The following is a 24,381-nucleotide window of genomic DNA, read 5'->3' as shown; positions in this document are numbered from 1 at the left end:
CCCCGGTCATAGAATCCCCGGCGTGATCCCCGCCCTCACCGTGACGCTCTTCCTGACCATCGGGCTGCTGTGCGTCGTGTCCCTCGTCTACGTGCTCATCAACCGTCCCGTCGACAACTTCGTCCTGGGGGTCACCGGGTTGGTCGGGCTCGTGCTGCTGGTGCAGCTGGCGGTGGGCCTGGTGATGGCGCTGACCACCGAGTACGACATCCCCGCCTGGGAGTTCGGCGCCTACCTGTTCGGCATGGCCGCCCTGCTGCCGGTCGCCTTCCTGTGGTCGGTCGCCGAGCGAGACACCCGGTGGGGCATGGGCGTGCTCTTCCTGGCGGGTCTGGCCCTGCTGGTCATGGCGCAGCGGATCATCGCGATCTGGTACCAGCTCCCAGCGGTCCTGACCCACTGAGTGCCTGGCCAGCTGTATGCCCGGCCAGCTGACCGACTGACTCGCTGATCGGCCGCCCCGCGCGGCGACCTGGTGCACCCGACCGACGCCCGGGCACCACGCGCACCGGCCGCTCCCCGCCCGTCCCGGTCGCCCCCCCGCAGCTCCGCCCCGCAGCCCCGTCCCCTCCGAGGAGTTCCCCGCATGAGCACGTCCCACCACCCCGTCGACGAGCACGAGGCCCGCAGCACCCGTCCCGGGGAGAGCGGGTCCGCGACGGCAGCCGACCCGTCGCGGGCCAACCCCATGAGCCGCGGGTTCGGCCGCGTCCTCGTCGCGGCCTACGCCGTCCTGGCGCTCGCGGCCACCGGCCGGTCGGTGCTCCAGCTGGTCTCGTACTTCGACCGTGCGCCGCTGGCCTACCTGCTGTCGACCGTCGCGGCGCTCATCTACCTGGTCGCCACCGTGGCGATGGTGCGCGGTGGCGCAGGCGGTCGACGCATCGCGCTGGTGGCGGTCTCCGTCGAGATGGTGGGCGTCCTGGCGGTCGGTGCCCTGAGCATGCTCGACCCGGTGCTCTTCCCGGACGAGACCGTGTGGTCGGACTTCGGCCGTCAGTACGGCTTCGTGCCGCTGGTCCTCCCGGCGATCGGCCTGTGGTGGCTGCTCAGGGGTGCAGACTCCACACGATGACGGTCGGCCCGTCGACGGGCAGCGCCTCACCCGGCTGCGGGTCGGCGTCGTCCGCCGGGTAGTCGGGGTGCTCCCAGGCCGAGCTCCACTCGAGCCGTGCCCGCGGCCAGCCGTCGACGGTGGGCACGACGACCTCACCGGGCCCACCGGCGTGGAGGGCCACGACGACGGCCGTGCGGGCCTCCGGCAGACCGTCCGCGGCGCCGTCCCGGTCCAGGTCCTCCGCGGCGTCCTCGCGCTCGGTCCGGGTGATCACCGGTGCCGGGGCGTCGTCGGGCACCAGCACCATCTGCAGGGTGCGGGAGGTCCGGTCGCCCCAGTCGGTGTCCGCGAGGGCGTTGCCCGCCGCGGTGTACCAGGCGGCACTCGGCGTCCAGGCGGTGACGTCGTCGGGGTGCTGCCCGCCGTCGTGCCCGGTGGCCCGACTCGTGTCCCGTGCCGTGTAGGGCTCGAAGAAGGTGTGGTGCCCGATCGCGTGGAAGCGGCGGCGCAGCTCCACCAGGCGGCGCGTGGTCTCGACCAGGTCGGACTGCCACTGGTCCCAGTCCCAGTCCAGCGCCGCCTGGTCCCGGTTCGCGTCGGTGAGCGTGTAGAGGTTGTTGTTGCCGTTCTGGGTGCGGCCGAACTCGTCGCCGGCGGTGATCATCGGGGTGCCGGTGGCCAGCAGGGTGGTGGCCAGCAGGTTGCGCATGCTGCGCCGGCGGGCGGCGGCGACGGCACGGCCCTCCGGGGTGTCCGGGGTGGGCCCCTCCACCCCGTGGTTCCAGGAGCGGTTGTTGTCGTTGCCGTCCCGGTTGTCCTCGCCGTTCTCCTCGTTGTGCTTGTGGTCGTAGGCGGTCAGGTCGTGCAGCGTGAACCCGTCGTGGGCGGTCACGAAGTTGACCGACGAGGTGGGCAGCCGCCCGTGGTGGTCGAACAGGTCCGAGGAGCCGGACAGCCGGGTGGCCATCTCGCTCACCCCCACGTCGCCGTTCAACCAGAACGACCGCGTGGCGTCGCGGAAGCGGTCGTTCCACTCGGCCATCGGCGGGGGGTACGACCCGGTCTGCCAGCCCCCGGGGGAGATGTCCCACGGCTCGGCGATGAGTTTCACCCTCGAGAGCACGGGATCGGTGCGCAGGGCCAGCAGCAGCGGGTGCTTGCGGGACCACGCCCCGGCAGCGTCGCGGCCCAGCGCGGACGCGAGGTCGAAGCGGAAGCCGTCGACGTGGAACTCCTCCACCCAGTGGCGCAGTGAGTCCAGCACGAGGCGGATCGTCTCCGGGTGGTTCGTGTCCACAGTGTTCTGGCAGCCCGTGTGGTCCACGTCCCGGCCCACGTCGTCCAGCCGGTAGTAGAGCGGGGCGTCCAGTCCGCGCCAGGAGTAGGTCGGGCCACCGGCGGCGGACTCCTCGGCGGTGTGGTTGTAGACGACGTCGAGGATCACCTCGAGCCCCGCCTCGTGCATCGCCCGCACCATGCCGCGGAACTCGTCGGCCACCTCCAGCGGGTCGTCGGTGGCCGCGTAGCCGGGGTGCGGGGCGAACCAGGAGAGTGCGTTGTACCCCCAGTAGTTCTGCGCCCCGCGCCGCATCAGGTGCTGCTCGTCGGCCTTGGCGTGGACGGGCAGCAGCTCCACCGCGGTGACGCCCAGCGACGCGAGGTGCTCCAGCACCGGGGGCTGGGCCAGTCCTGCGTAGGTGCCCCGCAGCTCCTCGGGCACCTCCGGGTGGGCGGCGGTCAGGCCGTGGACGTGGCCCTCGGCGACGAGGGTGTCCCGCCACGGCACTCGCGGCGGGGAGTCGTCGCCCCAGTCGAAATCGCGTCCCTCCGCCCGGTCGTCGGGCACCAGGTTCCACGGGATGGCGTCGCCGGTGTCCACCGTCGAGCGCACGTCGCCACCGTCCACCGGCGCCAGCTGGTCGTCCACCGCGTGGGCGAAGATCTCGGGCCCCGCCGTGACGGTGCCGTCGAGCACCGTGCCGAAGGGGTCGAGCAGCCGCTTCTCGGGGTTGTACCGCTGTCCACGCGTCGGCTCCCACGGACCGTCGGCACGGAAGCCGTAGGGGGTGCCGGCGGGCACGTCCGGCACCTGGTCGAACCAGATGCCGTGCACACGGTGCCGCAGCGGCACCTGCCGCTCACCCCCGTCGTCCTCGCGCAGGCAGAGCCACACGGCGGTCGCCCCCCGGGCGACGACGGCGACCTCCACGACGTCCTGCGCCCCCGGGTCGGCTGCGGCCCCCTCGGGCACGCGACGCAGTCCGAGACGAGGAGGGATGTCCGGCGAGAATCCGTGGTGGATCGGCATGGCCCCAGAGTACGGAGGACGGCCCGTCGCACGTGTCCCGGTGGCGGTGTCGTGGCGCGGATCACGACAGGTACGTTGGTCACATGACTGATCCGACCCAGCTCCCGAGCTTCCCCTCCGGCGACGACTCCGGAGGCACCTCCTCCGGGAACCCCAGCTCCTCCGGTGCCGGTCTGCGCGACCAGGTGGTGACCCTCCTGGAGAGCGACGGCATGAACCCCAGGATCGACGGTGACGGCGACGTCGGCTTCGAGGTGCAGGGCCAGACCATGTTCGTCCGCATCACCGAGGGCGACGTGGACATCATGCGCGTCTTCGGCCAGTGGCAGATCGGCTCCGACATCCCGCAGGAGGTCGACCGCTGGCTCAACAACACCAACGACGTCACGCTCGGCGCCAACGTGGTGAAGATGGGCATCGTCGGCACCACGCTGGTGGTCTCCGGCGAGCACATCCTGCTCAAGGGGGAGAGCCCCAGCCCGCGCCTGCAGCTGACGGTGAACATGATCATGCAGGCCGTCCAGGTGTGGCACGAGAACGTGACCAAGGACGGCGTGCAGCACGCCACCTCCGCGGCGATCGGTGCCCCGGGTCCGGTGAGCCCCGGCGCGCAGGGCCGCCAGGAGGGCCAGCCCACCGGCGGCCAGTCCGCTCCCCAGCAGGGGGGCCAGGGGACGCCCCAGCAGGGCCAGCGTGGCGGTGCGTCATCCTTCTCCCTGAACCTGGGCGCCAACGACGAGGAGACCCGCTGATGACCGAGCAGACCTGTGAGTTCGTGCGGCTGGAGGTGGCCGACGGCATCGGCACCATCCGCCTGGACCGTCCGAAGATGAACGCCCTGAGCACCCAGCTGCAGGACGAGATCGGCATCGTGGCCCGTCAGGCCGCGGAGCACCCCGACGTCGCCGCGGTGATCGTCTACGGCGGCGAGAAGGTGTTCGCCGCCGGCGCGGACATCAAGGAGATGCAGCAGATGAGCTACGCGGACATGCTCGACCGCGCCGCGAAGCTCCAGGCCTGCCTGACCGCCGTGGCCGAGATCCCGAAGCCGACCGTCGCCGCGATCACCGGCTACGCGCTCGGTGGTGGCTGCGAGCTCGCGCTGGCCTGCGACTTCCGCGTCGTGGCCGACAACGCGAAGCTCGGCCAGCCGGAGATCCTGCTGGGCGTCATCCCCGGTGCCGGTGGCACCCAGCGCCTGCCGCGCCTCATCGGCACCGCGAAGGCGAAGGACCTCATCTTCTCCGGCCGCCACGTGGACGCCGCCGAGGCCGAGCGCATCGGCCTGGCCGACGAGGTCGTGCCCGCCGAGGAGGTCTACGAGGCCGCCCGCAAGCGCATGGCCCAGTACGTCGGCGGCCCGGCGATCGCGCTGCGCGCCGCCAAGGAGTCGATCGACCGCGGCATCGAGGTCGACCTGACCACCGGCCTGGAGCTCGAGCGCATCGCGTTCGCCGGCCTGTTCGCGACCGAGGACCGTCAGCTCGGCATGGACTCGTTCGTCGAGAACGGTCCCGGCAAGGCGAAGTTCGTCGGCCGCTGACCGTTCCCGGCCGACGGCCGGCACGGCGCCCCGCGGACCGCGGGACGTGACGTGCGACACTAGGAGGGCGCCCCGTGTTGCGGGGCGCCCTCCCCGTCATCCACCGGGTCGCCCGCGCGGCGGTCCGGCAGCACAAGTCATGAGAGAGGCGATCGATGAACATCGTCGTGTGCGTGAAGCACGTCCCGGACGCCCAGGGTGATCGATCCTTCGGCGACGACTCCCTGACCGACCGCAGCACGGACGGCCTGCTGTCCGAGCTCGACGAGTACGCGGTGGAGGAGGCCCTCAAGATCACCGAGGCGAGCGGCGACGGACGGGTGACCGTCCTGACGATGGGTCCGGCCGACGCCGAGGAGGCCGTGAAGAAGTCCCTCCAGATGGGTGCCACCGACGGCGTGCACGTCACCGACGAGGCCCTCGCCGGGTCCGACGCGCTCTCCACCGCGCTGGTGCTGGCCGAGGCCGTGAAGAAGGTCGACGAGGTCGACCTCGTCCTGTTCGGCATGAGCTCCACCGACGGCACCATGGGTGTCGTGCCCGCGATGGTCGCCGAACTGCTGGGCGTCCCGATGGTGACCCTGGCCAACTCCGTCGAGTGCTCCGGCGGGACCGGCGGCACCGTCACGATCAAGCGCGACACCGCCGAGGCCACCCAGACCGTCGAGGCGACCCTCCCGGCCGTGGTCTCCGTGACCGACCAGATCAACGAGCCGCGCTACCCGAGCTTCAAGGGGATCATGGCCGCCAAGAAGAAGACCGTCGAGACCTGGTCGCTGGCCGACCTGGGTGTCGACCCCTCCCTGGTGGGCCACGGCAACGCGTGGGCGCAGGTCGACGACGCCACGAAGCGCCCGCCGCGCGAGGCCGGCGAGATCGTCACCGACGAGGGCGACGGCGGCACGAAGCTCGCCGAGTTCCTGGCCCAGCGCAAGTTCATCTGAGCCGCCCCGACGACTTTCCACAGGAGTAGACGATGAGTGAAGTTCTGGTTCTGGTCGACCACGTCGAGGGCGACGTCCGCAAGACGACCGCCGAGATGCTGACCGCCGCACGTCGCGTGGGCGAGCCCTCCGCGGTGTTCGTGGGCAGCGGCTTCGACGCCGCCAAGGAGGCCCTGGCCTCCGGTGGCGCGGAGAAGGTCTACCGCCTCGAGGCGGGCGAGTTCGACGAGTACCTCGTCGGCCCGACCGCCGAGGCCCTCGCGCAGCTGGTGCAGCGCACCGGTGCGGCCGCCGTGATCCTGCCGTCCACCCCGGAGGGCAAGGAGGTCGCCGGCCGGCTGGCCGTCATGACCGCCTCGGGCATCATCACCGACGCCGTCGACGTCCAGCCGGGTGAGGGCGGCATCGCCGTCACCAAGTCCGTGTTCGCCGGTGGCTGGACCACCACGGCCCACGTCGCCAAGGGCGTGGCCGTCGTGACCCTGAAGCCGAACTCGGTGAGCGCCGAGCCGGCCCAGGGCGCCGCGGCCGACGAGGTCGTCGAGGTCGAGTTCTCCGACGTGGCCAAGGGCGCCAAGATCGTGAGCAGCGAGCCGAAGCAGGCCTCCGGCCGCCCGGCGCTCACCGAGGCCGCCATCGTGGTCTCCGGTGGCCGCGGCACCGGTGGTGACTTCGACCCGGTCGAGGGTTTCGCGGACTCCCTGGGGGCCGCCGTGGGTGCCTCGCGCGCCGCGGTGGACGCCGGCTGGTACCCGCACTCCAGCCAGGTCGGTCAGACCGGTGTCACGGTCTCCCCGCAGCTGTACGTGGCGGCCGGCATCTCCGGCGCCATCCAGCACCGTGCCGGCATGCAGACCTCCAAGACGATCGTCGCGGTCAACAAGGACGAGGAGGCGCCGATCTTCTCGATGGTGGACTTCGGAGTCGTCGGTGACCTCTTCGACGTCCTCCCGCAGGCGACCGAGAAGGTCCAGGGCTCCAAGTGATCCCGGGGCGCTGAGCCGGTCGGCTCGGCGCCGTGGTGCCCGTCATCGGTCATCCGCCGGCCCCGCGGGCACGAACGCAGCACCGGTGCGCAGTTCGACAGACGAACTGCGCACCGGTGCTGTTCTCGTCGTGGGTCGGCCATCCACCGACGCGCCGATCCGCTGACCGGCCGCTTCGCCGGGTGGTCGAGCGCCGGCCCGGAGGGTGTCGGGTCCGGTCCGGCCCGTTTGCCCCCTGTCACTCTCCCGCTTGCCGGACCCCCGGTGGTCAGGAGGAGGGTGGAGGCATGACCGACACGACGCAGACCGCTCAGGACACCGGCAAGACCGTCTACTTCCTGACCGCCGCCGCGCAGGGCTGACGGCCGTCGTCGGCGGGGGGGGAGCGCCCCACCCGTCGGCAGGGCGCCACGGGCCCCGACCACCAGCACGGTGGCCGGGGCCCGCGGTGCGTGCGGAACTAGACTCGGGGCATGGCCCCAGCGATCACCACGCCCCGACCCGCCCAGGGAACGCTCGAGCTCCTGCCCCGGCAGCAGGTCGCGTTCAACCGGATCAGCGACGTGATCCGGCGTCATTTCGAAGCCGGTGGCTTCCTGCCGCTGGAGACCCCCGCCTTCGAGCGCACCGACGTGCTGCTCACGAAGTCCGGTGGGGAGACCGAGAAGCAGGTCTACTTCGTGCAGTCCACCGGTGGGCTGAACAACTTCCGCGAGGCGGCCCGCGAGGCCGACGTCGAGGACGCGCTGCCCGACCTCGCGCTGCGCTTCGACCTGACCGTGCCGCTGGCCCGGTACGTCGCCCAGCACGAGGGGCAGCTGACCTTCCCCTTCCGCCGCTACCAGATGCAGCGCGTCTACCGCGGTGAGCGCCCGCAGCGGGGTCGCTTCCGGGAGTTCGTGCAGTGCGACGTCGACATCATCGGCAAGGACTCGCTCTCGGTGCGACACGACGCCGAGCCGCCGGCCACCATGCACGCGATCTTCGCGGAGCTGGACTTCGGCCCGTTCACGATCCACCTGAACAACCGCCGCCTGCTGCGGGGCTTCCTGCGCAGCATCGGGGTGGCCGACGAGCTGCAGGCCGCCGTGCTGCGCGAGGTCGACAAGATCGACAAGCGCGGCGTCGAGTGGCTGGCCGAGGAGCTGACGGGGGAGCGCTTCGGCCTGCCCGCCGAGGCCGTCGAGCAGCTCACGACCTTCGTCACCACGCGCACGACCTCCCACGACGAGGCGCTGGCGGCGCTGCAGGGCCTCGAGGGACGGGACGAGGAGCTCGACGCGGGTGTGGCCGAGCTGCGCGAGGTGCTCGAGATGCTGCACCACCTGGGTGTGCCTGAGGCGGACTACTGCGTGAACTTCGCGATCGCCCGCGGGCTCGACTACTACACCGGCACGGTCTACGAGACCTTCCTCGACGAGAGCCCCGAGCTCGGGTCGATCTGCTCCGGTGGCCGCTACGAGAACCTCGCCGGGCAGTACACGAAGTCGTCGCTGCCGGGGGTGGGCATGTCCATCGGACTGTCGCGCCTGTTCTGGCAGCTCATGGAGAACGGCATGGTCGAGGACGAGCCGTCGACCGTGCAGGTGCTCGTCCCGCTGCTCGACGAGGAGCTGCTGCCGCAGGCGCTCGGTCTGGCCGCCGAGCTGCGCACCGCAGGGTTGACGGTCGAGAACGTCCTCGAGCCGGCCAAGCTCGCCAAGCAGTTCAAGCACGCCGACCGTGCCGGCATCCGTTTCGTCGCGGTGCTGGGGGCGCAGGAGGTCGAGAAGGGCGTTGTCACCGTCAAGGACCTCGTGCGCGGTGATCAGTTCGAGGTCGAGCGCGGGGAGATGGCCCGCGCGCTGCGGGTCGAGCTCGCGCAGCCCGAGGCGCTCCGGGAGGGTTGACCCGGAGCCGTCACCGGTGGTCGTCAGCCGATCGCCCCGCACCCGGCCGTGGGCCCCGCACAGCACCTGTGCGGGGCCCACGGCCGTTCGCTGTCGGGTGCGGCGCTGGACATGGGCGGGGTGCGCGCCGTGTGTCCGCAGGAGCCGATTCGGCTCACTTGTCACAGCGTGTTAACGTATTAGCGCGTTGATACAAGCGGATACAGCCAGCAGCGCCATCGCCGCATCCGCAGATCGCCCACAGGACCCCGAGGAGAGCCGTGAAGCGACGCACCGCCACCCAGGCCCGGCAGGTCGTGGGCGACTCGCGCGAGCAGCTCACCGCCGTGCTGGCCGCCATGAACGACCCGGCCGACATCGACGCCCTCCTGACGGACCTGTGCACCCCGTCCGAGATCGAGGCGCTCGCCGACCGCTGGGCCGTGGTCCCGCTGCTCGCCGACGGGCGCAGCTATCGCGCGATCCACCAGGAGACCGGCGTCTCGGTCACCACCGTCGGCCGTGTCGCCCGCTGCCTCGAGGACGGCTCCGGCGGGTACCGCACCGCCCTGCGACATCTGGACGGGCTCGCCTCCGCCTGAACGCCGCGGATCCCGTACCCCCACGGGCCACCGCCCCTCCCCGGACCACCGCGTCCCCGTTCCCGCCGCCCGCGGGTGAGGAGTTCCTGCATGTCCCCGCTCGATCCCCAGCGCGACCGGCTGCGCGTCGCCATCCAGAAGTCGGGCCGTCTCGGCGACCCGGCCCGTGAGTTGCTGACCGCCTGCGGCCTGACCTGGCGCGAGAGCCGCGACCGCCTCTTCTGCTTCGGCGAGGGGCTGCCCATCGACCTGTTGCTGGTGCGCGACGACGACATCCCCGGCCTGCTGGCCGACGGGGTGGCCGACCTCGGCATCCTGGGCCGCAACGTGCTGGCCGAGACCGTCCTCACCCACCCCGAGCAGGGCCTGGAGGAGATCCGCGAGCTCGGGTTCGGCGGGTGCTCGCTGGACATCGGTGTCCCCACCGAGTGGACCTGGACCGGCCCCGGGCAGCTCGAGGGTCTGCGCGTGGCCACCAGCTACCCGGCCCTCACCCGTGCCTGGCTCGAGGAGCAGGGCGTCTCGGCCGCCGTCGTCACCCTGAGCGGGTCGGTCGAGATCGCACCGAGCCTGGGGCAGGCCGACGTCGTCTGCGACCTCGTGTCCTCCGGCGCCACGCTGCGGGCCAACGCCCTGCAGCCGGTGACGACCGTGCTGCAGACCGAAGCCGTCCTCGCCGCCCGCCGTGCCCCGCTGGAGGGGGAGCGCGCCGCCCTGGCCGAGGTGCTGCTGCGGCGACTCGACGGCGTGCAGCGCGTGGCCGACAGCAAGGTCGTCTCGGCCCGGGTGCCCGCCGACCGCCTGACGACCGTGCTGGACCTGCTGCCCGATGCCGAGGAGCCCACCGTCGTGCCCACGGTCGACCCGGCCGACCCGACGGCTTCCACGAGCACCTTCGCGGTGCAGGCCCTGTGCCACGGCACCGTCACCTGGGGGATGCTCGAGGAGATCAAGCAGGCCGGGGCGCGCGGCGTCGTGGTCCTGCCGGTCGAGGGGATGCTGGTCTGATGCGCGTCCTGGACTGGTCGACCCTGGACGCCGCCGCCCGCACCGAGGCGCTGCAGCGCCCGGCCCAGGTGGTCGGCGAGGAGGTGTCCCGCGCCGTGGCCGACGTGCTCGAGGCCGTGCGCCGCGATGGGGAGGCAGCGGTCGCCGCGTTCACCCGGCGCTTCGACGGCATCGAGCGCGACAGGTTGCTGCTCACCGACGCCGAGATCGACGCGGCCGTCGCCGCGGTGGACCCCTGGGCCCGCCGCGCCATCGCCGAGGCGGCCGAGAACATCCGGGCATTCCACGCCGGCGGTGGGCTCACTCCCTACGGCGTGGGCGAGGGCGACGAGCAGGTGCGCTGCGAGCGGATCGTGCGCCCGGTGCGCAGCGTGGGGCTGTACGTGCCGGCGGGGTCGGCGCCGCTGCCCTCGACGGCCCTCATGCTCGGGGTACCCGCCGTGCTGGCCGGCTGCCCGGAGGTCGTCGTCTGCACCCCGCCGAACCGTGAGGGCACCGCCGACCCGCTGGTCGTCGCGGCGTGCGCGGAGGTCGGGATCCGCCGCATCGCGGTGGTGGGTGGCGCCCAGGCGGTCGGTGCCATGGCCTTCGGCGCCGGCCCCGTCGGCCCCTGCGACAAGGTCTTCGGTCCCGGCAACGGCTTCGTCACCGAGGCCAAGCGCCAGGTGGCCGGCATGCAGGGAGGCCCTGGCATCGACCTGCCGGCCGGCCCCAGCGAGCAGCTCGTCGTCGCCGACGCCGGGGCGAACCCGGTGTGGGTGGCCGCCGACCTGCTCAGCCAGGCCGAGCACGGCCCGGACTCGCAGGTGGTCTGCGTCTCCGACGACCGGCAGCTGCTGGAGCAGGTGGCCGGTGAGCTCGAGGTGCAGTCGGCCGAGTTGCCGCGGGCCGCGATCGTCGCAGGGGCGCTGAAGGCCTCCCGGCTGGTGCTCGTGCCGGACCTCGAGCAGGCGATGGAGGTCTCCAACGCCTATGCGCCGGAGCACCTCATCCTGGCCGTCCGGGAGCCGCGGGCCCTGCTGGAGCGGGTCACCGCGGCCGGCTCGGTCTTCCTCGGCGACCACACGCCGGAGTCGCTCGGGGACTACTGCTCCGGCACCAACCACGTGCTGCCCACCTCCGGCGCCGCCCGCTGGACCGGTGGGGTGAACCTGGCCAGCTTCCAGCTCTCGATCACCGTGCAGGAGGCCAGTCCCGCCGCCCTGCGCACCACCGGGGTCACGGCCGTGCGGCTGGCCCGGGCCGAGGGGCTGGAGGCCCACGCGCGGGCCGTCACCCGCCGCGGCGGGAAGCCGGGGGAGGCCGGTGGGGCCGACGACGTCACCACGACCGGCACCGACCCGAAGGACGGGGTGCGCGCATGAGCGACGAGGCGCTGCCGATGCCCTACCTGCGTGCGGACCTGGCCGATTTCGCCGGCTACTCCAGCGCGCGAACCAGCGGTCCTGCTCCCCAGGTCGAGGGGGAGGCCGAGGGCGCCACGACGCCGGCCGAGCGCGTGTGGCTCAACGCCAACGAGTCCGCCGTGGCCAACCCGGGTGATCCCGACGGGTCCTCGCGCCGCTACCCGGACCCGCAGCCGGCGGAGCTGCGTGAGCGTCTGGCCGCCCTGTGGGGCGTGCGCCCCGAGGAGCTGCTCGTCACCCGGGGCAGCGACGAGGCCATCGACCTGCTGGTGCGTGGCTGCTGCCCGCCGGGGCGGGGGAGCGTCGTCGTGACGCCGCCGACCTTCGGCATGTACGGGGTGGTCGCGCGTCTGCACGGCGCCGAGACGGTGGCCGTCCCGCAGGTCGTGCGGGAGGTGGCCGTCGAGCCCGGTGATCCCTCCGCCGGGCCACTGGCCGAGGAGGACGGGTCTTCCCGTCGCGAGCACTGGGCCGTGGACGTCGACGAGGTCCTCGCGGCAGCGGAGCGCAGCAGGGCCGACCTGGTCTTCCTCGCCTCGCCGGGCAACCCCACCGGTCAGACCGTCCCGACCGAGGAGCTGGCCCGCGTGGCCGAGGCGCTGCGTGGCCGGGCCCTGCTCGTGGTGGACGAGGCCTACGCCGACTTCACCGGGCGCGACTCCGCCTCTGTGCTCCTCGCCGAGCACGAGAGCGTCGTCGTGCTGCGCACCCTGAGCAAGGCCCACGGACTGGCCGGTGCGCGCATCGGTGCGGTCCTCGGTCGGGCCCCGCTCGTGACCGCCCTCGGCCGGGTGCAAGCGCCCTACCCGCTGGCCGTGCCGGCCGTCCGCCTGGCGCTGGAGGCCACGTCCCCCGAGGCCGTGCGCCGGACCACCGAGCAGGTGCAACGGACCGTGGTCGAGCGGGAGCGCGTCGCCGCAGCCCTGGCCGCGACGGCGGGTCGGGAGGGCCACCTCGGCCCGACGATCCGTGCGGTACTGGCCGGTGAGGCGAACTTCGTGACCCTCCGCTGCGAGGACCCGGAGGCCGTGCTGCAGGAGCTCGAGGGCACCGGGGTCGTCGTCCGCTCGCTCGCCAGGCACCCCGGCCTGCGCGACGGCGTCCGCATCACCGTCGGCACTCCCGAGCAGAACGACCGGGTGCTGCGCGTCCTCGCTCCCGACGCCGCGCTCGCAGCGCCCGCCCCATCCGACCCCACGACTCCCCAGGAGGCGCTGTGAGCACCCCGCTGCTGCTCGTCGACCGTGACGGCACGATCATCACCGAGCCCGAGGACCACCAGGTCGACGCGCTGGCCAAGGTGCGCTTCGTCGAGGGCGTGGTGCCCGCGCTGCTGCGCCTACAGGAGGCCGGCTACCGGCTGGTCATGGTGTCCAACCAGGACGGCCTGGGCACCGCCTCCTTCCCGCAGGAGGACTTCGACGGCGCCCACGGCCTGGTGATGCAGGTGCTCGAGAGCCAGGGCGTCCGCTTCGCCGAGGTGCTGATCGACGGCTCCCTCCCGGAGGACCATGCGCCGACCCGCAAGCCCGGTACCGGGTTGGTGACGCACCTGCTCAAGGACCGCGGCATCGACTGGGAGCGCTCGGCGGTGGTCGGCGACCGCGACACCGACGTGCAGTTCGCCCGCGCTCTCGGTGTGCCCGCCTACCAGCTGGCGACCGAGGAAGAGCTCGGCGGCACCTGGACCTGGCCGGCGATCGCGCACGACCTCGTCGACGCCCCACGCCGAGCGTCCGTCACCCGCAACACGGCCGAGACCCGCATCGAGGTGGCGGTCGACCTGGACGACCCGGCCCCCGCGCAGGTCTCCACAGGACTGGGCTTCTTCGACCACATGCTCGACCAGCTCGGCAAGCACGGCGGCTTCGCTCTGCAGGTGCGCTGCGAGGGCGACCTGCACATCGACGAGCACCACACCGTGGAGGACACCGGCCTGGCCATCGGGCAGGCGCTGCGCGAGGCGCTGGGCACCAAGCACGGCATCGGGCGCTACGGCTTCACCCTGCCCATGGACGAGTCCCGGGCCACGGCGGCCATCGACTTCTCCGGCCGGCCATACCTGGTCTTCGACTGCCCGTTCTCCCGCGAGATGGTGGGCGACCTGCCCACCGAGATGGTCGAGCACTTCTGGCGCTCGCTGTGCGAGGCCGCGGGCATGACGCTGCACCTGACCGTCGAGGCCGAGAACGACCACCACCGGGTTGAGGTCGGCTTCAAGGCCGTGGCCCGGGCGCTGCGCCAGTCCGTCGCGCGCACCGGCCAGGGCCTGCCGAGCACCAAGGGGATGCTGTGACGGCCGGCGGCGTGGGGACCGGTGCCACGGGGCCCGGTGACATGCCGCCCGGTACGGCGCCCGACGTGGTGCTCGTCGACGCCGGGGGCGCCAACATCGCCTCGGTGCGCTTCGCGCTGGAGCGCTGGGGCATCGACGCCCCGCTGACCGCGGACGTCGGCCGGATCCGTCAGGCCGACCGCGTGATCCTGCCCGGTGTGGGTGCGGCCGGTGCCGCGATGCGCCGCCTGCACGAGCTCGACCTGGTGGACGTGCTGCGTGGGCTCGAGCAGCCGGTGCTCGGCGTCTGCCTGGGCATGCAGCTGCTCCACGAGGCCTCCACCGAGGGGCAGGGTGGCCGCTCCACCGACGAGGCCGTCGAGTGCCTCGGGCTCGTCCCGGGAGTGGTGCGGCAGCTGCCCGCCGGCGGGGTGCGGGTGCCGCACATGGGCTGGAACGTGCTGGAGTCGGGCCCCGCGTTCGCCGAGGACTCCTCCGGTCCGGTGGCCCGCGTGCTGCGGGAGGCCTGGGCCGACGGCGTTGAGCCGCGCGCGTACTACGTGCACTCCTGGGCCGCCCCGGTGGGTGAGCACAGCCTCGCGACCACCACCCACGGCCAGCCGTTCACCAGCATCGTGCAGCGAGGGAACGTGACCGGCATGCAGTTCCATCCCGAGCGCTCCGGTGCGCTCGGGTCCCGACTCCTCGCCGCGTTCTGCGGCGTCCTGCCCGGAGGTGCCTCGTGACCGCCCGTGACGAGACCACCCGCCGTGTCCCTTCCCGCGAGGCGGCTGCCGCTGACCGGGGCCCGGCCGGGGGTTTCACCTGCTACCCCGCGCTCGACATCCGCGAGGGACAGGTGGTCCGCCTGCGCCAGGGCGACTACGACCAGCAGACGAGCTACGCCCTCGACCCGGTCGAGCAGGCCGGTCGGTACGCCGCGGCCGGTGCGCAGTGGCTGCACCTGGTGGACCTGGACGCCGCGCGCACCGGTGGTTGGACGCTGGCCGGGCTCGTGCAGCGCATCGTGGCCGAGACGGGCCTGCGCGTGCAGACCGGTGGTGGTGTGCGCTCGCGGGAGGACGTCGAGGCGATGCTGGGGGCCGGCGCGACGCGCGTGGTGGTCGGCTCGCTGGCCGTCACCCGGCCCGAGGACGTGCGCGACTGGGTCCCCGAGCTCGGGCCCGAGCGGCTGACCGTCGCACTGGACGCTCGGCAGGTCGGCACGCGGACGACCGGTGATGAGGGAGAGGGCGCCCGCTGGGAGCTGCCGACCCGCGGCTGGACGCAGGACTCCGGCGTGGACCTCGCGGCCCTGCTGCAGGGCTACTCGGCTGCCGGGCTGCGGCACGTGCTGGCCACCGACATCAGCCGCGACGGCATGATGACCGGTCCCGGGCTGGCCCTGTACGACCACCTGCGCGGGCTCGCGCCGGGGCTGGACGTCCAGGCCAGCGGCGGCATCCGGGACGTGGCCGACGTCGAGGCCGTTCGGGCGCGGGGTTGTGCCGGCGCGGTGCTCGGCCGTTCCCTGCTGGAGGGAACGATCGAGCTGGCAGAACTGAAGGAGCTGGTCCGATGACGACGCCGACGAACGTCCCCGAGGCCCCCACGCGGCTGGCGCGACGCATCGTGCCCTGCCTCGACGTCCGCGACGGGCGCGTGGTCAAGGGCGTGCGCTTCACCGACCACGTGGACGCCGGCGGCATCGAGGAGCTCGCCGAGCGCTATGCCGAGGCCGGAGCCGACGAGCTGGTCTTCTACGACATCAGCGCGAGCCCGGCCGGTCGGTCGGTGGACCGCGAGTGGGTCACGCGCGTGGCCCGGCTCATCGACATCCCGTTCTCGGTCGCCGGCGGCATCCGCTCCGTGGGCGAGGCCCGGGCGGTGCTGCACGCGGGGGCGGACAAGGTGTCGGTGAACACCCCGGCCCTGGAGCGGCCGGAGCTGGTGGGGGAGCTCGCCGACGAGTTCGGCGTGCAGTGCGTGGTGGTCGGCATCGACTCGCTGCGCGACGAGGACGGCATCTGGCGGGTGCGCTCGCACACCGGTGACCCGCAGGCGATGCGGCAGGCCGGGCGCTCGACGCTCGACTGGGTGACCGAGGTCGCCGATCGGGGCGCCGGTGAGGTGGTGCTGAACTGCATGGGCTCCGACGGCGTGCGGACCGGCTACGACGTCGAGCAGCTCGCCGCGGTGCGGCAGGTGTGCCCGGTGCCCCTGGTGGCCTCCGGCGGGGCGGGGAGCGTGCAGGACTTCGTGCGGGTGTTCCGGGAGGCGGACGTGGACGCGGCGTTGGCCGCCAGCGTCTTCCACTCGGGCACCCTGACGATCGACCAGGTGAAGGACGAGCTGGCCGAGGCCGGCGTGGAGGTGCGGCGATGAGGCTGGACGTGCAGGAGCTGGACTTCACCCCGGGTGGCCGGGGCGAGGGTGAGGAGCGGGATCTGGTGCCGGCGGTGGTGCAGGACGCCGCCACCCTCGCGGTCCTGATGCTGGGTTGGATGGACCGGGGCGCCGTGACCGCCACGCAGGAGACCGGGCGGGTGACCTTCTGGTCGCGGTCCCGCAACGAGCGGTGGGTCAAGGGGGAGACCTCGGGCAACACCCTGGAGCTGGTGGACCTGCGCACCGACTGCGACCGGGACGCTTTGCTCGTGACCGTCCGCCCTGCCGGACCGACCTGCCACACCGGATCGGCCAGCTGCTTCGACGACGCCCCGCCGGCCAGCGAGATCGGCCACCTCGCGCGGACGATCGCGGAGCGCCACGCGAGCCGCCCCGAGGGCTCGTACACGACGCGCCTGTTCGAGGACGGCACACGCCGGATCGCCCAGAAGGTCGGTGAGGAGGGCGTCGAGGTCGCGCTCGCCGGCGTGGCGCAGGGGGACGAGGAGCTGCTCGGCGAGTCGGCCGACCTCGTCTACCACCTGCTCGTCCTGCTGCAGGACCGTGGGCTGTCGCTGGCCCAGGTCGAGGCCGTGCTGCGGGCACGCCGCGGCTGACGCACCGACCCCGATCACTGCGACCGGGGCCGTGCGTGGCACCGTGGGATCGGCACCATCCGGTGCCTGGCGAAGGAGGCTCCATGACGGCACGTGACGACGGCTTGACCTGCTACCCGGTGCTGCACCTGCTCGAGGGCGAGGTCGTCGGGTTGGAGCAGGGGGACTTCGACCGCATCACGCGGTACGACGGCACTCCGTTGGAGCACGCGCAGCGGTACGCCGCGGCCGGTGCCCAGTGGCTGCACCTGGTGGACCTGGACGCCCTGGAGCACGGTGGGTGGAACGACGACGAGATCATCCGGCAGGTGCGCGAGGCCACCGGTCTGCGGCTGCAGGTCGGCGGGGGAGTGCGTTCCCACGGTGACGTCGACGCCGTCCTCGCAGCCGGTGCTGAGCGAGTGGTCGTCGGGTCACTCGCGGCCAACCGCCCGGAGATGGTGAGCGGCTGGATCCGTGAGTTCGGTCCGGACCGGGTGACGGTCGCGCTGGACGCCCGGCTGCACGAGGGGGCCGACGGGCGGCAGGAGTGGCGGCTGGCCACGGGTGGCCGCACCACCAACGCGGGGCTGCCGCTGGAGGAGCTGCTCGACATCCACCGGGCAGCGGGGCTCCAGCACGTGCTGGCCACCGACATCAGCCGGGAGTCGATGCTGCAGGGCCCGGGGCTCGAGTTCCTGGGCGAGGTGCTCTCCCGCGCGGAGGACCTGCAGGTGCAGGCCGGTGGTGGTGTGCGCTCGCTGGACGACGTGCGGGACCTGGCACGCAGCGGGTGCTCCGGGGTGCTGCTGGGCAAGGTGCTCATGGACGGGGTGCTGGACCTGGCGGACGTGCTGGCCGCGGCGCGCGGCTGAGCCGGCCGATGGACGAGGTCGTCTACCTGGACCACGCCGCGAGCTCGCCGCAGCGGCCGGAGGTCACCGAGGCGATGGCCTCGGTCGCGGGACTGCCGGGCAACCCGTCGGCGCTGCACGCGGTCGGGCGGGAGGCCCGGCGACGGGTCGAGGAGGCCCGTGAGGAGGTGGCCGCCCTCATCGGTGCGCACCCGAGCGAGGTGATCTTCACCAGCGGTGGCACCGAGGCGGACAACCTCGCGGTGCTGGGCGGTCACGAGGCCGTCGGACGGCCGGGGGCGCCGGTGGTCACCACGCGTACCGAGCACGCCGCCGTGACCGAGGCCGTCGCGCGGCTGAACCGGATCGCCGGGGTGCCCGTGTCCTGGGCGGAGGTCGACGGCGACGGGGTGCTCACCGCCTCGGCGCTCGCGGCGGCGCTCGATGGACCCGGGACGGAGGGCGAGGATGGGGACGGGGTCGGGGGACGTGCCGGGCACGGAGCCGAGGGCGACGAGGTCGGGCCGGCCGCGCTCGCCAGCATCGTCTGGGGCAACAACGAGACGGGTGTGCTGCAGGACCTGCCGGCGCTGGCGCAGGTGGCGCGGGAGCGGGGGTGCAGCGTGCACGCCGATGCGGTCCAGGTGCTCGGGCACACGGAGCTGGACGTGGCGGGCTGCGGGGCCGACCTGCTGTCCCTCGCGGGGCACAAGGTGGGTGGCCCGCAGGGGATCGGTGCGCTCGTCGCACGCCGGGGGGTCGGGTTGGAGCCGGCCACCTTCGGAGGCGGGCAGGAGCGGCGCGTCCGGTCCGGCACGGTGCCGGTGGCGCAGGTGGTCGGGTTCGCGGCCGCCGTCCGTTGTGCGGTGGAGGGGCGTCGGGCCGGGGTGCCCGGTGTCCGTGGCGGCGAGGCCGCTCGCATCCGTGCCCTGCGGGAGGAGTTCGAAGCGGGCGTGCTGGATCTCGGGGTGGGGGCCCGGGTGACCGGCAGCGGTGCGCACCGGTTGGACCACATCGCGCACGTGACCTTCGACGGCTGCCGCAGCGAGGACCTCCTGTTCCTCCTCGACGCCGCCGGAGTGGCCGTGTCGGCGGGGTCGGCCTGCTCGGCCGGGGTGAACCGACCCAGCCACGTGCTGGAGGCCATGGGGCGCAGCGCGGAGGAGGCCGGCTCGGGGCTGCGGTTCTCGTGGGGGTGGAGCTCGACCGCGGCCGACGGTGAGCGGGCCCTGCAGGTGCTGCCCGAGGTCGTCGAGCGGGCTCGGGCGGCCGCCCGCGTGTGATCTGGGCTCGAACCCCGCGCTCTCCTGCGACGCCCTCGCGTCGAGCGGCCGCACATGCGTGCCCCGGTCTCCTTGAGGCAGCACCCACAGATGTGGAACACGTGTTGCAGTGCAGCAAGGGTCTGTGTATCATGAAGGTATCGGTTGGGGAACCGACTTAGCGGGCGTCGTGGGCCCGCTCGGGGTGAGCGAACGGGGGGGGGGGGGGGGGGGGGTGACGCGATGTCCGCGTTGTGGGATGTCGGAGGTGGCGACCGCACGACGGGTGGAACGCCCGGGGCCGTCGCGGAGGCAGCACACGCCACGGTGATCTTCGATCAGGCGGCCTCGCTGACACGACAGCTGGACCGGGTTCGCCCCGATCTCTGGCAGCTGGGCTCGGCGGAGCTCGCGCCGGTCGTCGAGGTCCTCGGCAGCCTGTTGCGGGTGGTCGAGGCGGCGATGACCGGTGTGACGGCGGAGGCCGTGGACCGAGGCGTGGTCCAGGGGTCCCGGTGCGCCGGAACGACCGCGGGGGTGCGGGAGCGGGCCGGCATCGCGGAGCCCGGACGGGCGCACGCGGTCGCCACCGTCGCCGAGGCGACGCTCGAACCGGGCACGGAGCCGCTCGCGGATGCGGTCTGGGGTGGTGGGGTGTCGGTGGGGGTGGCCCACACCCTCCTCAAGGAGTCCCTCACCGTGCTGCCGGTGCTTCCCGGGGCCGAGCGGGAGCAGGTCCTGGGCTACTACCTGCAGCACGCCGAGAAACTCAACGCGTCCGGACGGGGCCGGGCGACGAGCCGGGCCCTGCGACAGCTCACGCGCCAGGTGATGGCGCGCTTCGGGGAGGACACCCTGGACCGGGAGGACGAGCGCGCCAAGGAGTGCTCCACGCTCACCGAACGGCAGCTGCCGACCGGTCTGGTGCGCTTCCAGGTGGACCTCAACCAGCCGGACGCCGCGCGCCTCCGCACCGCGCTGGAGGGCCTGTCCGCCCCGGCCCGGGGCCAGGACGAGCAGGGGCGATCGATCCGAGATCCACGGACCCCGGGTCGCCGTCGGGCGGATGCGCTCCTGGAGCTCGTGGAGCGGGCGCAGGCCGCCGACGCACGGGCCACGGCAGGGGGCTGCGGCCTCGCCGGCGCGACCACCCTGCTGGTGACCCTGGACCACCGGACGCTGCAGGACGAGCTCGCGCGGCGTGGGGTCGGTGGTGTGCGCCGCGCCGGGTGGGGCCGGGGGCTGCCTGGCCCGGCGCGCGATGCCGGTCCCACAGCGCACGGGTCGGCCTTCGACGGGACGGTGCTGACGCCGACGCAACTGCGACAGGCCGCGTGTGACGCCCGTGTGGTGCCGGCCGTGCTCGGCTCGGACGGTGCGCCCTTGGAGATCGGACGTGCCGACCGGAACGCCACCGGTGCTCAGCGAGGCTTCCTGGCCCTGCGGGACGGTGGGTGCACCTTCCCGGGATGTGATCGACCACCGGGGTGGTGCCACGCACACCACGTCGTGCACTGGGCGGACGGTGGGCCGACCGACGTGGACAACCTGGCCCTGCTCTGCGAGCGGCACCACACCGTCGTGCACCGGGACGGACTGACCGGGACCTTCGCCGACGGCCGATGGCACTGGCACGAGGAGGAGCGCGAAGGGGCCGGACCGCCCGAGCTCGGCACCTAGGTGTTCTCGGCCATCAGGTTGGTGACAGTCGGCTGGTGGGTGGGAGTCCTCCCAGGGCGCTGTGGCCGCGGTCAGTGTTGTAGTGCTCCAGCCAGGGTGCAAGCGCCTCGCGGCGGGCCTGGTTGCTGGTGAAGACCTGTCGGTAGGCCCACTCGCTTGCCAGGGTCCGGTTGAAGCGTTCGACTTTCCCGTTCTGCCACGGGCAGTGCGGGCGGATGAAGACCTGCCGGGCCCCCAGGACGGCCACCGCTTGGGCGAAGACCGTGCTCTTGCGGTAGGCCAGCGCGTTGTCGCTCATCACCCGCTCGATCGTGCCGATCCCGTGGGCGGCGAAGTAGGCCGCGGCCCGGGCGAGGAATCCCGCGCAGGTGGTGGCCTTCTCGTCGTCGTGGATCTCGCTGTAGGCCAACCGGGAATGGTCATCGACCATCGAGTGCACGTAGTCGTACCCCACCGGGCCCCGCCGACACTTCGCCACCTGGGTGGCCGCCCGCCCACGGGCCCGCCACCCACCACCGTCGGGGATCTTCCCGATCTTCTTCACGTCCACGTGGACCAGCTCACCGGGACGGTCCCGCTCGTAGCGGACCGTGGTGGCCTTCGATGCCCGGATGACCTGTCCGGTCAACGGGTCGCAGTCCCGCAGCAGGGCCACACCGTGACGGTGCAGGATCCGGTTGATCGTGCGCGCTGGGACACCGACCCGGGCCGCCAGGACGTCCTGCCCGACCCGGTGACGCGCCCGGGCCGCCACCACCTCGGTCTCGATGTGCGGGGCCGTACGCCGCGGCATCGAGTGCGGCCGGGAGGACCGTGTGAGCAACCCGGCCTCACCCTCGGCGGCATACCGGGCGATCCACGTCGCCACGGTCTTGCGAGAGACACCCATCGCCGCGGCGATATGAGCCTGTTTCCACCCTGCCTGGTACCGCTGAACGATCAACCGCCTGCCATGGACAGTCAGACGGGCACTACCGTGGGACACGAGAACCTCCGCTGGTTGTGGGCCCTAGACAAGCCACATCCCAGCCGGAGGTTCTCCCACGTCCAAGCCCCTACCACTGCTACCAACCTCCTGGCCGAGAACACCTAGAATCGGGGACCTCATGGAGAACCCACACACGGCCCCAGCAGCTGGGGAGTCGACGCGCCTGCGTGTCGTGGCCGCGATGAGCGGTGGGGTCGACTCGGCGGTCGCGGCTGCCCGGATGCTCGACGCCGGCTACGACGTGGTCGGTGTGCACCTCGCCCTGAGCCAGTCCGCGGAGACCCTGCGGGAGAGCTCGCGGGGCTGCTGCACCCTCGAGGACGCGGGGGACGCCCGTCGGGTGGCCGACCGACTCGGTATTCCGTTCTACGTCTGGGACATGGCCGAGCGCTTCCGCCAGGACGTCATCGAGGACTTCGTCGCCGAGTACGAGGCCGGTCGGACCCCCAACCCCTGCCTGCGGTGCAACGAGTCCATCAAGTTCGCCGCGCTGCTCGACAAGGCGGTGGCCCTCGGGTTCGACGCAGTGGCCACCGGGCACTACGCCCGCATCGTGGAGCGTCCGGGTGGGACGCCGGACTCCGTGGCCGTGCGGGAGCTGCACCGTGCCGTGGACCCGGCCAAGGACCAGAGCTATGTGCTGGGTGTGCTGGACGCCGACCAGCTGGCCCGCTCGTTCTTCCCGCTCGGGGGGAGCACCAAGGAGCAGGTCCGGGACGAGGCGGCCGAACGTGGCTTCTCGGTGGCCAGGAAGCCGGACTCGCACGACATCTGCTTCATAACCGACGGCGACACCCGTGCCTACCTCGCCGAGCGGCTCGGGGAGCGCAGCGGTGACATCGTCGACGTCGACGGCCGGGTCCTCGGTGCGCACCGGGGAGCACACGGCTTCACGGTCGGGCAGCGCAAGGGCCTGGCCCTCCGGGATCCCGCGGCCGACGGGGCCCCTCGCTACGTCCTGCGCACGGACCCGGCGACCAACCAGGTCGTCGTCGGGCCGAAGGAGATGCTCGGGGTCGACCTCGTCCACGCCGACCACGTCCGCTGGTGCGGCCCGGCCCCTGAGGGGGAGCTGGACGTCGGGGCACAGATCCGGGCCCACGGCACCGAGTACCCCGCCCGGGTCGTCGTCGGGCCGTCGAGGCAGGGGACAGCGCGCGACGCGTCCGGCATCACCGTGCACCTGCAGGAGATGGTGCGCGGCGTGGCGCCCGGCCAGTCCGTGGTGCTCTACGACGGCACCCGCGTGGTGGGCTCGGCGACCATCACCGCCACGGAGCGCTCGCAGGAGCCGCAGCCGGTCGCCCCGCGGGCTCCTGACGTGCCGATGGGTGCACTCTGACGGGTCGCCGGTGAGGTCGAGCTCGCCGCCTCCATCTACGAGTGGTGCGCCACGAACGCCGAGCAGCTGCTCGCGGACCGTGAGCTCGACCAGGCCGAGGGCGCCGAGCGCTCCGTCCTGCGGACCGAGCCCATCGGCGCGCTGCTGGGGATCATGCCGTGGAACTACCCCTACTACCAGGTCGCCCGGTTCGCCGGACCGAACATCCTGCTGGGCAACACGGTGCTTCTGAAGCACGCCCAGATCTGTGCCGGGTCCGCCGAGCTCATGGAGGAGATCTTCCACGCCGCCGGGCTGCCCGAGGGTGTCTACGCCAACCTGCGCGTCTCCAACGAGCAGGCGGCCACGATCATCTCCGACCCGCGGGTGCGCGGCGTCTCCCTGACCGGCAGCGAGCGCGCCGGCACAGCCGTGGCCGAGCAGGCCGGCAAGCACCTCAAGAAGGCGGTGCTGGAGCTGGGTGGCTCCGACGCGATGGTCGTGCTGGACGACGCCGACATCCCCTCGGTCGCCAAGACGGCCGCCGGGGCCCGCATGAGCAACTGCGGTCAGGCCTGCAACTCGCCCAAGCGCATGTTCGTGCCGTGGGCCTCCTTCGACGAGTTCGTGCGGGAGCTGACCGCCGGTGTCGAGAAGCAGGTCGTCGGCGACCCGCGCGAGGAGGGCACCCACATCGGCCCGCTGTCCTCCGCCCAGGCCCGTGAGGGACTGCTGGAGCAGATCCGTGACGCGGTGGACAAGGGCGCAACCGTCCACACCGGCGGCGAGGCCCTCGACGGCATGGGTGCCTTCGTGCAGCCGACCGTGCTCACCGGCATCACTCCCGAGATGCGTGCCTGGTCCGAGGAGCTCTTCGGCCCGGTCGCGATGGTCTACCCCTACGACGAGCTCGACGACGCGCTCGCGCAGGCCAACGACTCCGCCTACGGCCTTTCCGGTTCGGTGTGGACCAGCGACCCGGAGCGCGGTGCCGAGGTGGCCGACCGCCTCGAGGTCGGCATGGCCTACGTCAACGAGCACGGCACGACGATGCCGGCGCTGCCCTTCGGCGGCGTGAAGAACTCGGGCTTCGGCCGTGAGCTCGCCTCCTTCGGCGTGGAGGAGTTCGCCAACCACAAGTTGGTGCGCGTGGCCGCGCGCTGACTCGTCCTGGCGCGAGTGCAGCCGCACCCATCGCCCGACCGCGCGCCGCCCCGGCCGCTCTTGCGCTTCGCGCACCGACGGCCTCCCGCCCCTCCCCGGGCCGGGAGGTCGTCGCTGTCCTGCGGCAGGAT

At 72.9% G+C, this 24,381-nt stretch carries 22 protein-coding genes and 1 pseudogene; 21 read left to right on the top strand and 2 right to left on the bottom strand.

Translation table 11 applies throughout. From position 1 onward, the window contains the following. Window positions 1-22: 22 nt before the first annotated feature. Entirely contained in the window at window positions 23-403 is a 381-nt protein-coding gene (locus ACY8FT_RS05845; RefSeq protein ID WP_462417969.1) for a hypothetical protein, read from the top strand. A 285-nt stretch (window positions 404-688) separates the two neighbouring features. Continuing rightward, window positions 689-1,075 carry a hypothetical protein gene (locus ACY8FT_RS05840; RefSeq protein ID WP_462418406.1) on the top strand — a complete coding sequence of 129 codons (387 nt, stop codon included), beginning with the start codon at window positions 689-691 and terminating at the stop codon, window positions 1,073-1,075. Here the strand turns inward: ACY8FT_RS05840 and glgX are convergent. Next, window positions 1,050-3,365 carry a glycogen debranching protein GlgX gene (glgX, locus tag ACY8FT_RS05835; RefSeq protein WP_462417968.1) on the bottom strand — a complete coding sequence of 772 codons (2,316 nt, stop codon included), beginning with the start codon at window positions 3,363-3,365 and terminating at the stop codon, window positions 1,050-1,052. The two genes, ACY8FT_RS05840 and glgX, sit on opposite strands and share 26 nt — an antisense overlap. Before the next feature lie 83 nt (window positions 3,366-3,448). Here glgX and ACY8FT_RS05830 point away from each other — a divergent pair, with 83 nt between their 5' ends. From ACY8FT_RS05830 to ACY8FT_RS05750, 17 genes are all read left to right on the top strand, one after another. Beyond that, window positions 3,449-4,117, top strand: a complete 669-nt coding sequence (locus ACY8FT_RS05830; RefSeq protein WP_462417967.1) for a hypothetical protein — start codon at window positions 3,449-3,451, stop codon at window positions 4,115-4,117. Further along, window positions 4,117-4,908, top strand: a complete 792-nt coding sequence (locus tag ACY8FT_RS05825) for an enoyl-CoA hydratase/isomerase family protein (protein ID WP_462417966.1) — start codon at window positions 4,117-4,119, stop codon at window positions 4,906-4,908. The genes ACY8FT_RS05830 and ACY8FT_RS05825 overlap by 1 nt, the downstream gene beginning before the upstream one ends. Before the next feature lie 155 nt (window positions 4,909-5,063). Beyond that, window positions 5,064-5,852: an electron transfer flavoprotein subunit beta/FixA family protein gene (locus tag ACY8FT_RS05820; RefSeq protein ID WP_462417965.1), complete on the top strand. Its 789-nt coding sequence runs from the start codon at window positions 5,064-5,066 to the stop codon at window positions 5,850-5,852. Window positions 5,853-5,884: 32 nt separating this feature from the next. Beyond that, window positions 5,885-6,838 carry an electron transfer flavoprotein subunit alpha/FixB family protein gene (locus tag ACY8FT_RS05815; protein WP_462417964.1) on the top strand — a complete coding sequence of 318 codons (954 nt, stop codon included), beginning with the start codon at window positions 5,885-5,887 and terminating at the stop codon, window positions 6,836-6,838. Window positions 6,839-7,311: 473 nt separating this feature from the next. Next, window positions 7,312-8,727 (top strand): histidine--tRNA ligase, encoded by a 1,416-nt coding sequence (gene hisS, locus ACY8FT_RS05810; RefSeq protein ID WP_462417963.1) that lies wholly within the window; start codon window positions 7,312-7,314, stop codon window positions 8,725-8,727. 260 nt (window positions 8,728-8,987) lie between these two features. After that, on the top strand, window positions 8,988-9,308 hold the full coding sequence (locus tag ACY8FT_RS05805; RefSeq protein WP_462417962.1) for a YerC/YecD family TrpR-related protein: 321 nt from the start codon (window positions 8,988-8,990) through the stop codon (window positions 9,306-9,308). Between the two features lie 90 nt (window positions 9,309-9,398). Beyond that, window positions 9,399-10,316, top strand: coding sequence for an ATP phosphoribosyltransferase (gene hisG / locus ACY8FT_RS05800; RefSeq protein WP_462417961.1), 918 nt, complete (start codon window positions 9,399-9,401; stop codon window positions 10,314-10,316). Beyond that, window positions 10,316-11,680: a histidinol dehydrogenase gene (gene hisD, locus ACY8FT_RS05795; protein ID WP_462417960.1), complete on the top strand. Its 1,365-nt coding sequence runs from the start codon at window positions 10,316-10,318 to the stop codon at window positions 11,678-11,680. Before hisG ends, hisD begins: the two co-directional genes overlap by 1 nt. Beyond that, window positions 11,677-12,942, top strand: coding sequence for an aminotransferase class I/II-fold pyridoxal phosphate-dependent enzyme (locus ACY8FT_RS05790; RefSeq protein ID WP_462417959.1), 1,266 nt, complete (start codon window positions 11,677-11,679; stop codon window positions 12,940-12,942). Before hisD ends, ACY8FT_RS05790 begins: the two co-directional genes overlap by 4 nt. Then, on the top strand, window positions 12,939-14,018 hold the full coding sequence (hisB, locus tag ACY8FT_RS05785) for a bifunctional histidinol-phosphatase/imidazoleglycerol-phosphate dehydratase HisB (protein WP_462417958.1): 1,080 nt from the start codon (window positions 12,939-12,941) through the stop codon (window positions 14,016-14,018). The genes ACY8FT_RS05790 and hisB overlap by 4 nt, the downstream gene beginning before the upstream one ends. Continuing rightward, window positions 14,015-14,743, top strand: coding sequence for an imidazole glycerol phosphate synthase subunit HisH (gene hisH, locus ACY8FT_RS05780; RefSeq protein WP_462417957.1), 729 nt, complete (start codon window positions 14,015-14,017; stop codon window positions 14,741-14,743). The genes hisB and hisH overlap by 4 nt, the downstream gene beginning before the upstream one ends. Further along, entirely contained in the window at window positions 14,740-15,579 is an 840-nt protein-coding gene (locus ACY8FT_RS05775; protein ID WP_462417956.1) for a 1-(5-phosphoribosyl)-5-[(5-phosphoribosylamino)methylideneamino]imidazole-4-carboxamide isomerase, read from the top strand. Before hisH ends, ACY8FT_RS05775 begins: the two co-directional genes overlap by 4 nt. Further along, window positions 15,576-16,382 (top strand): imidazole glycerol phosphate synthase subunit HisF, encoded by an 807-nt coding sequence (gene hisF / locus ACY8FT_RS05770; protein ID WP_462417955.1) that lies wholly within the window; start codon window positions 15,576-15,578, stop codon window positions 16,380-16,382. Before ACY8FT_RS05775 ends, hisF begins: the two co-directional genes overlap by 4 nt. Then, the gene (gene hisIE / locus ACY8FT_RS05765; RefSeq protein ID WP_462417954.1) at window positions 16,379-17,002 is read left to right on the top strand and encodes a bifunctional phosphoribosyl-AMP cyclohydrolase/phosphoribosyl-ATP diphosphatase HisIE; all 624 of its coding nucleotides are present in this window, start codon (window positions 16,379-16,381) and stop codon (window positions 17,000-17,002) included. Before hisF ends, hisIE begins: the two co-directional genes overlap by 4 nt. An 83-nt stretch (window positions 17,003-17,085) precedes the next feature. Further along, complete coding sequence (locus ACY8FT_RS05760; RefSeq protein WP_462417953.1) at window positions 17,086-17,856, top strand: 1-(5-phosphoribosyl)-5-[(5-phosphoribosylamino)methylideneamino]imidazole-4-carboxamide isomerase; 771 nt, start codon at window positions 17,086-17,088, stop codon at window positions 17,854-17,856. Between the two features lie 8 nt (window positions 17,857-17,864). Beyond that, window positions 17,865-19,118: a cysteine desulfurase family protein gene (locus tag ACY8FT_RS05755; protein WP_462417952.1), complete on the top strand. Its 1,254-nt coding sequence runs from the start codon at window positions 17,865-17,867 to the stop codon at window positions 19,116-19,118. Between the two features lie 306 nt (window positions 19,119-19,424). Next, a complete protein-coding gene (locus ACY8FT_RS05750) occupies window positions 19,425-20,777 on the top strand; it encodes an HNH endonuclease signature motif containing protein (RefSeq protein WP_462417951.1) in 1,353 nt (450 codons plus the stop codon). A gap of 13 nt (window positions 20,778-20,790) precedes the next feature. On the opposite strand, the gene ACY8FT_RS05745 is transcribed toward ACY8FT_RS05750, so the two are convergent. After that, complete coding sequence (locus ACY8FT_RS05745) at window positions 20,791-21,762, bottom strand: IS481 family transposase (protein ID WP_462417950.1); 972 nt, start codon at window positions 21,760-21,762, stop codon at window positions 20,791-20,793. A gap of 166 nt (window positions 21,763-21,928) precedes the next feature. Between ACY8FT_RS05745 and mnmA the strand changes: the two genes are divergently transcribed. Further along, complete coding sequence (gene mnmA / locus ACY8FT_RS05740) at window positions 21,929-23,107, top strand: tRNA 2-thiouridine(34) synthase MnmA (RefSeq protein WP_462418405.1); 1,179 nt, start codon at window positions 21,929-21,931, stop codon at window positions 23,105-23,107. Window positions 23,108-23,116: 9 nt separating this feature from the next. Beyond that, a pseudogene (locus ACY8FT_RS05735) lies at window positions 23,117-24,250 on the top strand (aldehyde dehydrogenase family protein); the annotation flags it as partial. Between the last annotated feature and the right edge of the window lie 131 nt (window positions 24,251-24,381).

This window comes from Kytococcus sp. Marseille-QA3725, from assembly GCF_054950055.1.
Note: the sequence above shows the minus strand (reverse complement) of the source record. Positions and strands in the feature narration are given on the sequence as shown.

Excerpts from the sequence above, each read along its gene's own strand:
- ACY8FT_RS05790 (WP_462417959.1), top strand. The coding sequence starts at position 11,677 with ATGAGCGACGAGGCGCTGCCGATGCCCTACCTGCGTGCGGACCTGGCC.
- ACY8FT_RS05760 (WP_462417953.1), top strand. The coding sequence starts at position 17,086 with ATGACGGCACGTGACGACGGCTTGACCTGCTACCCGGTGCTGCACCTG.
- hisD (WP_462417960.1), top strand. The coding sequence starts at position 10,316 with ATGCGCGTCCTGGACTGGTCGACCCTGGACGCCGCCGCCCGCACCGAG.
- ACY8FT_RS05825 (WP_462417966.1), top strand. The coding sequence starts at position 4,117 with ATGACCGAGCAGACCTGTGAGTTCGTGCGGCTGGAGGTGGCCGACGGC.
- glgX (WP_462417968.1), bottom strand. The coding sequence starts at position 3,365 with ATGCCGATCCACCACGGATTCTCGCCGGACATCCCTCCTCGTCTCGGA.
- ACY8FT_RS05815 (WP_462417964.1), top strand. The coding sequence starts at position 5,885 with ATGAGTGAAGTTCTGGTTCTGGTCGACCACGTCGAGGGCGACGTCCGC.
- ACY8FT_RS05840 (WP_462418406.1), top strand. The coding sequence starts at position 689 with ATGAGCCGCGGGTTCGGCCGCGTCCTCGTCGCGGCCTACGCCGTCCTG.
- ACY8FT_RS05830 (WP_462417967.1), top strand. The coding sequence starts at position 3,449 with ATGACTGATCCGACCCAGCTCCCGAGCTTCCCCTCCGGCGACGACTCC.
- hisF (WP_462417955.1), top strand. The coding sequence starts at position 15,576 with ATGACGACGCCGACGAACGTCCCCGAGGCCCCCACGCGGCTGGCGCGA.
- ACY8FT_RS05820 (WP_462417965.1), top strand. The coding sequence starts at position 5,064 with ATGAACATCGTCGTGTGCGTGAAGCACGTCCCGGACGCCCAGGGTGAT.
- ACY8FT_RS05755 (WP_462417952.1), top strand. The coding sequence starts at position 17,865 with ATGGACGAGGTCGTCTACCTGGACCACGCCGCGAGCTCGCCGCAGCGG.
- hisIE (WP_462417954.1), top strand. The coding sequence starts at position 16,379 with ATGAGGCTGGACGTGCAGGAGCTGGACTTCACCCCGGGTGGCCGGGGC.
- hisG (WP_462417961.1), top strand. The coding sequence starts at position 9,399 with ATGTCCCCGCTCGATCCCCAGCGCGACCGGCTGCGCGTCGCCATCCAG.
- hisS (WP_462417963.1), top strand. The coding sequence starts at position 7,312 with ATGGCCCCAGCGATCACCACGCCCCGACCCGCCCAGGGAACGCTCGAG.